The organism is Mannheimia varigena (assembly GCF_013377235.1).
Classification (GTDB): Bacteria; Pseudomonadota; Gammaproteobacteria; order Enterobacterales; family Pasteurellaceae; genus Mannheimia; species Mannheimia varigena.
This window is the reverse complement of sequence record NZ_CP016226.1, coordinates 1,558,237-1,570,962: the sequence shown is the minus strand read 5'-3', so window position 1 is coordinate 1,570,962 and position 12,726 is coordinate 1,558,237. Positions and strand designations below refer to the sequence as shown.

Below are 12,726 nucleotides of genomic sequence, written 5' to 3'. Positions count from 1 at the left end.
GCATACCTGAGGTTAGAAACCAGCGTCCCACTCCACCGTAATGGTTTTGGTGGCGAGATCTACTCTTTTAACTACTTGTTCATATAAGAACGGGATTAATCGTTCTTGTTTTCCAAAAGCATCTTTGCTGTTTGCTCGTACTACTAACACATCGTTTGAACCTGTTTCCATCATTTCGGTGACAGTTCCCATTGTGTAGCCTTCCAAATTCACCACCGTACAACCGATTAAATCGTGCCAGTAGTAATCGCCTTCCTCTAATTCTGGGAACACACTCAAATCCACACCGATTTCGGCATTGGTTAAGAGCTGGGCGGCCTCACGGTCTTCCGTACCTTTTAATTTCACAATCAAATCGTTGCTATGATAACGCCAGCTTTCTAATTCGACCGGCTGCCAGTTGCCTTTAATTTTTAAAAACCACGGCTGATAGTCGAAAATGCTTTCAGATTGTTCTGTTGATGAATAGAGGCGTAACCAGCCACGGATACCATAGGTTGAACCTAATTTCCCCACAACTTCGATTTTTTGTTCGCTCATATTCACCTACCTTTTAATTTTGGCTTACTTAAAACTGAAAAAGTATTAAGCTGCTTTGCGAGCTTCTTTCACTAAAGAAGCAACACGGTCTGATAAATCAGCACCTTTAGCAACCCAAGCATCAACTTTAGCCACGTCTAAGCGTAAACGCTCAGCTTGACCAGCTGCTAATGGGTTGAAGAAACCGATACGCTCGATAAAGCGACCATCACGAGGTGAACGGCTGTCCGCTACCACGATTTGGTAAAATGGGCGTTTTTTAGCTCCGCCACGAGTTAAACGAATGGTTACCATAACCTTTCCTCTAAGTTGTTGATAGTAAAAAATAAAAACCCTCGTTCGAGGTGAGGGTGACGAACTTGCCCCTACAAAGGGAAAACAAGCGGTCAAATTATACCGATTTTTTGCAAAAAAACAAGGGCTTAAGCTAGACTATCCTTTTTTAAAATTAGGTTAGAATTGCTTTGTCACTTTAAAATTTCCTAATCCTTGAAAAAGGTTTAGAATATTTAGCAAATTTAAAAAATATAAGGAGAACATATGTCTGATAAATCAATCACTTTAGAAGTCATCAACGCCCTTGGCGGCAAAGCTAACATCAAACAGGTGGAAGCGTGTTTAACCCGTTTGCGGGTGGTGTTGAACGACAACCATCTACTCAATAAGTCTGTACTGAAAAAGCTCGGTGCGGTGGATGTGGTGAAAGTCGCCGATACACAGCAAATTATTTTTGGTGCCAAATCTGCTAGCTATCGTGATGAAATCAAAGCCTTGCTGAACGCATAAACAAAATAGACCTCATTTGAGGTCTATTTTTTTAGGCTTTTTTCAGGGCAAGTGAAACGGCGATGGTTTGTGCCAAGGTCATTGTGGCACATTGGGAACGGAAACCGCTGACTTGGGCCTCTTTGATAATAAATGACACATCGCTGAATGCTAAAAGCGGGCTGAGTTGGCTGTCGGTAATTGCAATGTGTCGCACGCCTGGTTTGGCGGTGGCAGTGACCACATTGAGCGTTTCGTTCGCATACGGCGAGAAGCTGATGGCAATCACCGCATCATCTTCCCGAATACGACTCAGTTGCTCATCAAACATTCCGCCCGAGCCGTCAATCAGGAACACGTCATAATCGAGGTGGTGTAAGGCGTAGTTGAGATAGTTCGCAATACTGAACGATCGTTTTAAACCAACAATAAAAATCCGTTTCGCCGAATTTAAAATCTCCACTGTGCGGGCGAGTTGTTCTTGGCTCACCTGCGTAGAAAGTTGTTGTAACGCCTGCGTATTGCCTTGCACAAACACATCGAGAATATGATTTAGCTCGTTCGGCTGTTCATCAAGCGGTTCAATTTGGCGGAAAAGTTGCACACGTTCGGTGTAGCGAGAAGTGCCTTCCATCATATCTTGACGGAAAAGCTGTTTGATCTCATTAAAACCGCTAAAACCGAACGCATTGGCAAAACGAATTAGGGTGGAAGGTGGCACACCGGCACGCTCGGCGATGACCGAAACCGTATCGAACACCACGCTGTTGCCGTTATCTAACACATATTGTGCGACCTGTTTCAGGCGTTTGCTCAATCCGTCATACTGCTTGCGGATCTCCTCTTGAAAATGAGCTAATTGGGTTGGTTCATTCATTTCTTTTTCCTAGCTATTAAAATACTTCGTCTAAATTCACGACACTATTTTAGCAACAAGCGGTTGAAATTTCGAAAAAATTTGTAAAAAAATAGCTATCCATTTGGAATAGCCATTTCATTTTAGTGCTTTTTAACGTTATTGTGCCGCTAATTTGGCTTTTTCAATCAACGCTTTTTGCTCTTCTTCACTCAGATTTTGTGATTTTTCTTTCTCTATACAAATTTTTTCATACATTTTGAAGAATGGATAGTAGATCACAATATCCAAAATAATCAAAGCAATACTTAAAATCGGTGCCCAAATATCACCCGCAGAAACCAAGTACGCCCCGATTGGTGCCGGTGTTGTCCAAGGTGCCATTAGGTAAATACGGTGGATCAAGTCAAAATCTAAAATCAGATAAGCGATGATCGCATTCGCAAGTGGCGCAAAAATCAGTGGGATAAAGAACAGCGGATTCACCACCATTGGTACGCCATACACAATCGGTTCGCCGATGGAGAAGAAAGACGGCACCAAACCGATTTTACCAATAGAACGTAAGTGAGCCGATTTACTGCGAACCAGCAAGAATGCCAACGCAATCACACCGCCTGATGCACCGTGTACGATATAGAAATCCCAGAACGAGTTAGTGATGATAAACGGTAGCGGTTCACCGGCTTGGAATGCTGCTAAGTTCGCCGCCATATTTTGCAACAGGAATGGTGTCCAGAGTTGCATCAACACTAACGATCCATTAATCCCCAAGAACCAAAGTAAGTGGGTAGCGATCACGAACAAGCAGATTGCACCTAAGGAGTCACTCACGGCAATAAGCGGTGCCATAAAGTCCATAATCAACTGCGGAATGTTTCTGCCAGTTTCGCTTTCCACCCAAATTGAGAACGGATAGAGCGTGAGTAAAATCGCTAAAATCGGGATCACGATATTCAACGACTCCGCCACGGCGTGCGGCACTTCTTTCGGCAAGCGAATTTTGATTTTTAAGAATTCTAACAAGCGGGTCATTTCCACCGAATAAATCGCAATAAAAATGGCAGAGAATAGCCCGATACCGCCGAAGAATTTAATGTCCATCATGCCGTCTTTCACCGGAGCCGCCACCAACAAGAACGCCATTACAGAGAGAAATGCTGCAGGCAGTGGCTCACGTTTATACGCTTTCGCTAGGTTGTAAGCGATACTAGCTGAGGTGAAAAGTGAAATCGCATTAAACGACATTTGGAAGAAATTCCAGCCGTAAGGGCTTGCCCAGTTGGCGAATTTCCACCACGCTTGCCCGAAAGAATTGGTGGTGTTTTCATCAAACGGCGGAATCAGCAAAATCATAATGAAACTACCGACAATCAAAAACGGCAGCACCACGATAAAGCCGTCACGAATGGCGGAAATGTGCGGTTGGTTTTCCATACGACGTGCCACTGGGGCAACGTGCGTATTCATAAAATCAATAAAGCGTTGTGTGATGGAAGCCATAATTAGTTCTCCCCATTCGGAATTTTAAAGCCTAAAACGTACCAATCCGGTTGGTAGTTTTGAATGTGTAACACTCTGCCTTGTGGAGTGGATTCCACGCTAAATTGCAGCTCGCTGTTTAACGCTTGTAAATCGCCGAATACCGAAAGCGGTAGTCTGGTTTGACTTTCGGTTAAGCCGTCAATGTAGAGGTAGAGATCACTGCCGACTTTGGTGTAACGGAATGCAACATCGCCGATTTTCTCGCTCAAATGTCGGCTACAACGGGATTTGTAAATGCCCTCGCCGTTGGTTTCCAGCCATTTACCCAGTGCCAGCAGACGCTCAACTTGTTCTTCCGGAATAGTACCGTCCGCTTTCGGACCGATATTCAATAATAAGTTGCCGTTATCGGAAACGGTTTCCACCAAAAGAGAAATCAAATCTTTCACTGAAATCAGGTGGCTTTCATCTTCCACTTGGTTATAGCCGAACGACAAGCCCATTCCACGGCACATTTCCCATTTTTTATCCCGAGATGCCACGCCGTGCTTGTACTCTTTCGAAGTGAAATCGCACCAGAGTTTATTCCAGCGGTCATCCACTACGCCCTCTTGCACCATGTTGTAATAGTGAGCAAAAAGGTGTGGCAACATATGCTCGCCCACCTTCGGCCAGCCGATGTCGTTCCAGAGTACGTCTGGTTTGTATTTGTCGATCAGCTCAACCACTTGTTTGTAAGCATAATCAGCGTATTCATAGGTTGGGCAAGCATTGGAGAAATTTTGGCTTTCTGTGAAAATCGGCGCGGAAGAGTATGTCCAGTCGATAATACCTGAATAGTAAGCCCCCATTCGTAAGCCTTGCTGACGCACGTTATCAGTGAGTTCTCCCATTAAATCTCGTTTCGGACCTTGTTGAGTGGCGTTGAAATCGGTGTATTGGCTTGGGAAAAGACAGAAACCGTCGTGATGTTTAGTGGTCAGCACCACATATTTTGCCCCCGCTTTGGCAAACAGTTTCGCCCACTCAGCAGGTTGCCATTTTTCGGCTTTCCATTGTGGAATAAATTTTTCATAACCGAAATCTTCGCCATAGGTTTTGACGTGATGCTCGTAAGTCGGGCCTTTTTTCACATTGATCGAGTTGTAATACCACTCCGCATAAGGATTGTTACAGAACCACTGTTCATCAATGTCAATCTCGCCCAACTGACAAGTCGGCGGGGCGAACGCCGGGACAGAATAGATCCCCCAGTGAATGAAAATCCCGAATTTCGCATCATCGTACCATTCCGGCACTTGGTGCTGCTTGATCGATTCCCAGCTAGCATGAAAGCGAGTTGGTGATAGTTTCGTACTCATAGACAGACTCCTATTATCCTGATGGAATAAAATTGAAATATATTTTCCATTGTCATTATTTTAAAACAATTAATTTCACCAGATCACACTCTACCCATTAACAAAGTGTGAAGCTCATCACACTTATTTCGCTTTTTGAGGACAGAAATTTGCCCGATATTTCCGTTTTGCGGAAAATTCGGGCATCAAGCAGTCAGATTTTGTCGATTTTTTGCCAAAGAAAAACCCCTCACACTTTGCGAGGGGTTGAATCTAATCAAGTGATTAACGCTGTTGCCACAAGTCAATCAAGGTGCGGTATTTCGCTCCCACTTCGGCAATTAAGCCTTGGTCGTCTAATTTACCAGCGAGCCACTGTTCGGATGGGGTTCCAAAAATCGTTCTGCCTACCGCAAAGCCTTTGACTTTTTCGCAGCCTTTCGCCTGTTCAAAGGTGGCTTTAAACACATCCAGCGGTGCGTCTAAACCTAAAATCAGGATGCCACGGCAGTCTGGGTCATTGGCATCAATGGTGGCGGAAATCGCTTGCCATTGTGCGGTGGAAATGCCCGGTAATTTCCACCATTCCGGCTTGATGCCGAGTTGGTAGAAATGCGTAATCGCCTCGTTGTAGTAGTGCTCATCTTGCGGCATATCAGCTGGCAGAATGATCTCTAACAGCAATTCGTGACCAGTGCGACAACAAGCTTGATAAACCTCTTTCAATTTGCGATCTTGGCGAGCTTTTAAACCGCTTTCATCAGTTGGGTGGTAGAACGCCAAGCATTTGATGACGTGATCGCGAGGGAACGAAGCCAACTGCGTGCCGAAGTCGCCATACTCCAATTCGAGCGGGCGAGAAGCAGGCTCTTCAATCGGGCGGGCAATCCAGTAGTTTTTACCCGTGATTTCATTCAGTGCATCTTGCCCGAATGTGGTATCTGCTAAGATACCGGCTTGATTTTGCGGAAGTCCAGCCTCCGCTACGGTCTGCTCCATCGCTTTTAACAGAAGTTGTTTGAGCTTCGGAATACGATCGACATCCGCCCCAACCTTGTTCGCCATGTCCACTAGCTGTTTGCGGTGGTCGAACGCAAAAATGCAGAGATTTTCCCACGATTTCTTACGAGTCGTCACACGATGTAAGTGGTTCAAACGTTCGTCTAAATCCGGACGTGGAACGCTTGCAGCACGGGTTAAGTAGTCGTCTAGTTCACGTTTAGTCGGCATTGCTGGAGAACAGCCGTGGCGAGAAACTACTAATGCACCACATGCATTTGCATAATGACAAGCTTGTTCCCAACCTTCATTATTTAAGTATCCACGCATTAAACCCGACATAAACGCATCACCTGCCCCCAATACATTCAATACTTCAACACGCACGCCGTACACATTTAAACTACCATCTAAATCGTTCGGCAATTCGTCTTCAAACACTGAGCAACCTTGTGCACCACGTTTACATACTAGCACCGCATTAGATACTTTACGTACATTTTTCAACGCAGTCAGCGTATCGATTGAACCACCTGCAATGTGGAACTCTTCTTCGGTTCCCACAATCACGTCAAAATGGTGCAGCACTTCTTGCAGCGATTTAGTCACTTCCGCACTGTCGATATAACGGGTTTCACCATCACCGAGTGAAGTTAGTCCCCAAAGCACTGGACGGTAGTCAATATCTAACGCCCGTTTCACATCATTTCTGCCTGCATATTCTAAGGCGGTCAGTACTGCTTCACGGGTTTTTGGGTTGGAAAGGTGCGTGCCAGTAATCGCCAGCGCACGGCTAGACGCAATGTAAGCTTCGCTGAAATCGTCTTTGGTGATTGCCATATCCGCACAGTTATCACGGTAAAAAATCAGTGGAAAAGTCTCTTTATCTTTAATACCCAAAATCACCAGTGCGGTTAAACGTTCTTTGTCGGTAATCAGGTGGCTGGTATCCACCCCAACACTTTGCAGCTCTTCACGCAAGAAACGCCCCATATGCTCATCGCCCACACGAGCCAACATTGACGAACGTAACCCTTGCACCGCCGTGCCATATGCCACGTTACCTGATGAACCGCCAAGGTATTTTGAGAATGTGGTCATATCTTCTAAACGAGAACCAATTTGCTGCCCGTATAAATCAACAGCTACCCGTCCTAAACAGATCAAATCTAACGGACGATCTTGATGATTAACAGTCGCCATAAAACACTCCTTTCAATGAAAAGTTATTTCTACTTCACTTATAATACAAAAATGAAATTTTTATTTCAATTTTATTCTATTTAAATTATCATTTCTGTGATCTTGTTCTCACTTTGAACAGTAATGTAACCAATTAGCAGAAATGTGAGCTTGTTCACATCTTTTTTTAAATTTTGCTGATAAAATAATGAAACAAAATTTTCATTTTATGGATTTTTAAGAAAAAATAACCGCTTGTAGCGGTTGCCATATCAAGGGGGTTTTATGAAAACAACTCGTTTAACTGTTGCACAAGCATTGGTGCAATTTTTAGATAATCAGTATCTAGAAGTAGATGGAAAAGAGATCAAGTTTGTGCATGGTGTTGCAGCCATTTTTGGACACGGCAATGTATTAGGAATGGGGCAAGCAATTGAACAAAATTCGGGAAAGCTAACTCTCTACCAAGGGAAAAATGAGCAAGGAATGGCACATTTAGCAATGGGTTTTGCAAAACAGAATTTACGTCAAAGAATTATTGCTTGTACTTCTTCTGTTGGACCTGGGGCCGCGAATATGCTTACAGCTGCCGCCACAGCAACTGCCAACCGCATTCCACTTCTCTTATTACCGGGTGATGTGTTTGCCTCCCGCCAACCAGATCCTGTTCTTCAACAAATAGAGCAACCTTACAATTTAAGTATCAGCACTAACGATGCCTTCCGTGCGGTCAGCAAATACTGGGATCGTGTGCAACGCCCAGAGCAGTTAATGAGTGCTTGTATCAATGCGTTCCGTGTTTTAACCGATCCGGTGGAAACCGGAGCGGTGACGATTGCGTTGCCACAAGATGTACAAGCAGAAAGTTTCGACTTCCCGAACAGCTTCTTACAAAAACGAGTGCATCGCCTAGAACGCACCTTACCAACGGCAGCCATGATTGCCGATGCAGTGAAATTGATTACCGCCAAGAAAAAACCGCTGATCGTCTGCGGGGGCGGCGTGCGTTACTCACAAGCGGGTCAAATTCTGCAAAAATTTGCAAAACAGTTCGGCATCCCATTTGCCGAAACCCAAGCGGGTAAAAGTGCCGTCGTTTCCGACTATGAACTGAATGTAGGCGGTGTCGGTGAAACCGGCTGCTTGGCGGCAAACCGCTTGGCGAAAGAAGCCGATTTAGTCATCGGTATCGGCACACGCTACACCGACTTCACCACTTCTTCGAAATGGATATTCCAAAATCCGGATGTGCAGTTCTTAAATATCAACGTAGCACGTTTCGATGCCTACAAATTAGACGGCGTGCAAATTGTGGCTGATGCTAAAGCAACACTCGAAGCATTGCTGACTAAGCTCCCAAGTAGCTATCAAGCACAATGGGGTAATGAAATTGCCACCGCCAAAGCGGACTTTGCCGAAGAAATCAAACGCCTGCGTGCGGTGCAATACAGCCCGGATTTCACCCCAGAAATCAACGATAACTTGGATCACAAAGCGGTTCATAACGAATTTATCAAGCTCACCGGCTCACAATTAACCCAATCCCAAGTCCTCGGTATCGTGAACGAAACCATTGAAAACGACGGCATTATCGTCGCCGCCGCAGGCAGTTTACCGGGCGATTTACAACGCACTTGGTTGAGCAAAGGCGAAGAGACCTACCACCTCGAATACGGCTACTCCTGTATGGGCTACGAAGTGAGTGCGGCTGTCGGCGTGAAAATCGCCTGTCCGGAACAAGAAGTTTATGCCTTGCTTGGCGACGGCTCTTACTTAATGGCTCACACCGAATTAGTCACTTCTGTGCAGGAAGGCAAAAAAATCAACGTGGTATTGTTCGACAATATGGCAAACGGCTGTATCAACAACCTGCAAATCGGCAACGGTATGGACAGCTTCGGCACGGAATTCCGTTTCCGTAATGCCCAAAGCAACCAGCTCAACGGTGGCTTAGTGCCGATTGATTTTGCGAAAAACGCAGAAGCTTACGGCTGCAAAACCTATCGTGTCACTAACGAAGCCGAATTGCGTGCCGCCCTTCAAGATGCGAAACAGCAAACCATTTCAACGCTGATCGACATTAAAGTACTGCCGAAAACGATGGCTCACGGCTACGGCTGCTGGTGGCATGTTGGTGTGGCGGAAGTCTCTGACAGCGAACGTATTCAACAAGCCCGCCAACGCTCTGAAGAGCAGTTAGCGAAAGCAAGAAAATACTAATTTTGCAAAAAATTGACGAAAAATCACCGCTTGTAGGGGCGAATGGCAATTCGCCCCTACGGAAAATAAATTAACTCAATCAAACGAGGTTTCTCTATGAAAGCAGAAAACATTCAACTTGGCATTGCTCCAATTGGTTGGACAAATGATGACTTGCCAGAACTCGGTGCAGAAAACACTTTTGAGCAGTGTGTCAGCGAGATGGCATTAGCGGGCTACACTGGCTGTGAAGTAGGTAACAAATACCCACGAGATGTGGAAGTGCTAAAACGCAAATTAGAGGTGCGCGGCATTCAAATTTGTAATGCATGGTTCAGCACCTTCTTTGTTGATGGCAAACGTGAAGAGACTATCGCCGAGTTCATCAAACACCGTGATTTCCTGCACGCCATGGGGGCAAAAGTGATCGGCTGTTCCGAGCAGAGTCGCAGTATTCAAGGCACAACCAAATCCGTCTTTAAAGAAAAACCGGTGTTTGATGATGCCGACTGGAAACGTATGGCAGAAGGCTATAATGAGCTGGCAAAACTGGCCGCGGAAAAAGGCATGAAAGTCTGCTTGCATCACCATATGGGCACAGGTATTCAAACCCCAGAAGAAGTCGATCGCTATATGGCGGAAGTGAATGACGATGTCTATCTGTTATTCGATTCAGGTCACCTTTACTACTCCGAAGGCTGCCAAAAAGCAATGCTCGGCGTGTTAGAAAAATATATCGACCGCATCATTCACGTTCACTTAAAAGATGTGCGTGATGAAGTGGTTGCCGAAGTGAAAGCGAAAGATTTGAGCTTCTTAGAAGGCGTGAAAAAAGGCACATTTACCGTCCCGGGCGATGGCGTGATCGACTTCAAACCAATTTTCGACATTCTCGAAAAACATGACTACAAAGGCTGGATGGTGGTAGAAGCTGAGCAAGACCCGGCACTCGCTAACCCATTTGAATACGCCCTCAAAGGCAGAAAATATATCCGTGAAACCGCAGGAGTTTAAGATGTTAAAAGTAGGAATTATCGGCGCAGGCCGTATTGGTCGTGTGCATTCAGAAAGTATCAGCAAATATGTGAAAGGCGCAGAAATTAAAGCGATTTCGGATGTTCGTATCACCGATGAGCTGACCACTTGGGCGAAATCAATGGGCATTCCGCACGTTTATGATGACTACAAACAAATCTTGCAAGATCCGGAAATCGATGCAGTGTTAGTCTGTTCATCCACCAACACTCACGCCCCAATCTCAATTGAAGCTGCCCTTGCTGGCAAACACGTTTTCTGTGAAAAACCGGTGGATGCAGATCCGGCAAGAATTCACGAGGTGTTAGCGGCAGTGGAAAAAGCGGGCGTGAAATTCCAAGTCGGTTTCAACCGCCGTTTCGACCACAACTTCAAAGCGATTAAAGACCGCGTTGCAGCCGGCGACATCGGCGAACCGCACGTTATTCGCGTCACTTCTCGTGACCCGGACGCACCGCCAATTGAGTATGTGAAAGTCTCTGGTGGTATGTTCTTTGATATGACCATTCACGATTTCGATATGATTCGTTACTTATCTGGCAGTGAAGTGGAAGAAGTGTTTGCAGTGGGAACCGTACTAGTCAATCCTGAAATCGGCAAAGCGGGCGACATCGACACCGCAGTGATTACTCTAAAACTGAAAAATGGCGCAATCGGCGTAATCGATAACAGCCGTAAAGCGGCTTACGGCTACGACCAACGTGCTGAAGTCTTCGGTTCAAAAGGCGCAATCCATATCACCAACGACACCGGCTCAACCGCCGTGTTCTCCGGCGAAAACGGCGTGATTGCAGAAAAACCAAAATACTTCTTCTTAGAGCGTTATATGCAATCCTTCGCAGACGAAATCAGCTGTTTCGTGGACTCTGTGGTCAATGACAAACCGACGCTCGTAAACGGTAACGATGGCTTACAGCCTGTTCTGATTGCGTTAGCTGCGAAAAAATCACTGGAAGAAAATCGCCCGGTTAAATTAAGCGAAGTGGCGTAATTTTATTCACTGATAAACAAGCGGTCGGTTTTGCAGAAAAATTTGCAAAACCGACCGCTTATAAAGCAATAAAAAAAGCGTAAATCAAATGGATTTACGCTTTTTTGTTTTGATGAGAAAGTTAAATTTCCTCTACTTCCACCCACCGTCTCTCTTCCGCCGATTTTGCAATCGCTTCCAACACACGGGAGATTTTATAGCCTTCTTCAAAATCAGGGAACATTCGGTCATCGGCGGCGATGCCATTGACGAGATCGCGAATTTCCACTGCTTTTTGGTCGTTAAAGCCGATGCCGTGGCCGGCACTCACGCAGAAAGCGGCATAGTCGGGGTGTTCTGGTCCGACTAAAATGGTTTTAAAACCTTGACGGGATTTATCTTCATCGTGCAAATAGAGTTTCAGCTCTGCCATACGTTCCTGGGTGTAGCTGAGCGTGCCTTTGGTGCCGGTAACTACATAGGTTAGCCCCATTTTGCAACCACAAGCGATACGGGAGCTTTCAATCGTCCCCATTACGCCGTTGGCAAAGCGCACCAACGCCGTGGCTTGGTCTTCGTTTTCAACTTTCACTTTTTCAGCTAAGTTTTGTGGATTTGGGCGTTCGGTGATGACCGTTTGCATATCGCCGACCACGCTGACAATCTCTTCGCCAACAAGATAGTGCGCCATACTCACAATGTGTGCCGCCAAATCGCCGAGCGTGCCTAAACCTGCTTTCGCTTTATAACAGTGCCAGTCAATCGGGGTGTTTGGGTTAGCGAGATAGTCTTCGTTGTGCGTGCCGTAAAAATGCACCACCTCACCAATTTCGCCGTTTTGGATAATTTGGCGAGCCAGTTGGGTGGTCGGGTTTTTGATGTAGTTGAAACCGACTAAGGTTTTTACCCCGGCTTTTTTCGCTGCCTCGACCATCTCTTTGGCATCAGCGGCGGTTAAGGCGAGCGGTTTTTCGGAATAGACGTGTTTGCCGTGTTTAATCGCTTCGAAGGCAATTTCTTTGTGCAGGAAATTAGGCGTGCAAATATCGACCACATCGACATTCGGATCGGCAACCAGTTTTCGCCAATCATCAGTCGCCCGAGCAAAGCCAAATTCTTGGGCTTTTTGATCGGCGAGGGTTTGATTGATTTCGGCGAGGTATTCGAGTTGCAGTTTGCCTTTGAGAGGGAAAAGTGTAGGTGCTTGTGCGTAAGCAATGGCGTGGCAGCGACCAATATAGCCCGTGCCAACTAAGCCGATTTTGATAGTTTTCATTGTATGAACCCTTACGTTTTGGTGCTATAAAAAAACAAGCGGTCTGTTTTTGCAAATTTTTTGCTAAATCAGACCGCTT

11 protein-coding genes are annotated in these 12,726 nt (G+C 45.7%); 4 read left to right on the top strand and 7 right to left on the bottom strand.

Annotated features, from left to right (window positions below):
• Nucleotides 1–12: 12 nt before the first annotated feature.
• Complete coding sequence (rimM, locus tag A6B40_RS07355) at nucleotides 13–540, bottom strand: ribosome maturation factor RimM (protein WP_025216472.1); 528 nt, start codon at nucleotides 538–540, stop codon at nucleotides 13–15.
• Nucleotides 541–585: 45 nt separating this feature from the next.
• Entirely contained in the window at nucleotides 586–834 is a 249-nt protein-coding gene (gene rpsP, locus A6B40_RS07350) for a 30S ribosomal protein S16 (RefSeq protein WP_005599334.1), read from the bottom strand.
• Nucleotides 835–1,080: 246 nt separating this feature from the next.
• On the opposite strand from rpsP, the gene A6B40_RS07345 reads away from it, so the two are divergent.
• Nucleotides 1,081–1,326, top strand: a complete 246-nt coding sequence (locus A6B40_RS07345) for a PTS sugar transporter subunit IIB (protein WP_176671984.1) — start codon at nucleotides 1,081–1,083, stop codon at nucleotides 1,324–1,326.
• Nucleotides 1,327–1,357: 31 nt separating this feature from the next.
• On the opposite strand, the gene A6B40_RS07340 is transcribed toward A6B40_RS07345, so the two are convergent.
• The 4 genes from A6B40_RS07340 to A6B40_RS07325 all read right to left on the bottom strand — a co-directional run bounded on the left by A6B40_RS07340 (nucleotide 1,358) and on the right by A6B40_RS07325 (nucleotide 7,188).
• Nucleotides 1,358–2,182, bottom strand: coding sequence for a MurR/RpiR family transcriptional regulator (locus A6B40_RS07340; protein ID WP_025216470.1), 825 nt, complete (start codon nucleotides 2,180–2,182; stop codon nucleotides 1,358–1,360).
• 138 nt (nucleotides 2,183–2,320) lie between these two features.
• Nucleotides 2,321–3,664 carry a PTS sugar transporter subunit IIC gene (locus tag A6B40_RS07335; protein ID WP_176671983.1) on the bottom strand — a complete coding sequence of 448 codons (1,344 nt, stop codon included), beginning with the start codon at nucleotides 3,662–3,664 and terminating at the stop codon, nucleotides 2,321–2,323.
• A gap of 2 nt (nucleotides 3,665–3,666) precedes the next feature.
• The gene (locus tag A6B40_RS07330; RefSeq protein WP_176671981.1) at nucleotides 3,667–5,007 is read right to left on the bottom strand and encodes an alpha-L-fucosidase; all 1,341 of its coding nucleotides are present in this window, start codon (nucleotides 5,005–5,007) and stop codon (nucleotides 3,667–3,669) included.
• Between the two features lie 264 nt (nucleotides 5,008–5,271).
• Nucleotides 5,272–7,188, bottom strand: coding sequence for a bifunctional 5-dehydro-2-deoxygluconokinase/5-dehydro-2-deoxyphosphogluconate aldolase (locus A6B40_RS07325; RefSeq protein ID WP_176671980.1), 1,917 nt, complete (start codon nucleotides 7,186–7,188; stop codon nucleotides 5,272–5,274).
• Between the two features lie 264 nt (nucleotides 7,189–7,452).
• On the opposite strand from A6B40_RS07325, the gene iolD reads away from it, so the two are divergent.
• From iolD to iolG, 3 genes are all read left to right on the top strand, one after another.
• Nucleotides 7,453–9,387 (top strand): 3D-(3,5/4)-trihydroxycyclohexane-1,2-dione acylhydrolase (decyclizing), encoded by a 1,935-nt coding sequence (iolD, locus tag A6B40_RS07320; protein ID WP_176671979.1) that lies wholly within the window; start codon nucleotides 7,453–7,455, stop codon nucleotides 9,385–9,387.
• A 96-nt stretch (nucleotides 9,388–9,483) separates the two neighbouring features.
• Complete coding sequence (gene iolE / locus A6B40_RS07315; RefSeq protein ID WP_176671977.1) at nucleotides 9,484–10,380, top strand: myo-inosose-2 dehydratase; 897 nt, start codon at nucleotides 9,484–9,486, stop codon at nucleotides 10,378–10,380.
• A gap of 1 nt (nucleotide 10,381) precedes the next feature.
• On the top strand, nucleotides 10,382–11,392 hold the full coding sequence (iolG, locus tag A6B40_RS07310; protein WP_025216464.1) for an inositol 2-dehydrogenase: 1,011 nt from the start codon (nucleotides 10,382–10,384) through the stop codon (nucleotides 11,390–11,392).
• 121 nt (nucleotides 11,393–11,513) lie between these two features.
• Here the strand turns inward: iolG and A6B40_RS07305 are convergent, their stop codons facing one another.
• A complete protein-coding gene (locus tag A6B40_RS07305) occupies nucleotides 11,514–12,647 on the bottom strand; it encodes a Gfo/Idh/MocA family protein (RefSeq protein WP_176671976.1) in 1,134 nt (377 codons plus the stop codon).
• Nucleotides 12,648–12,726 lie beyond the last annotated feature (79 nt).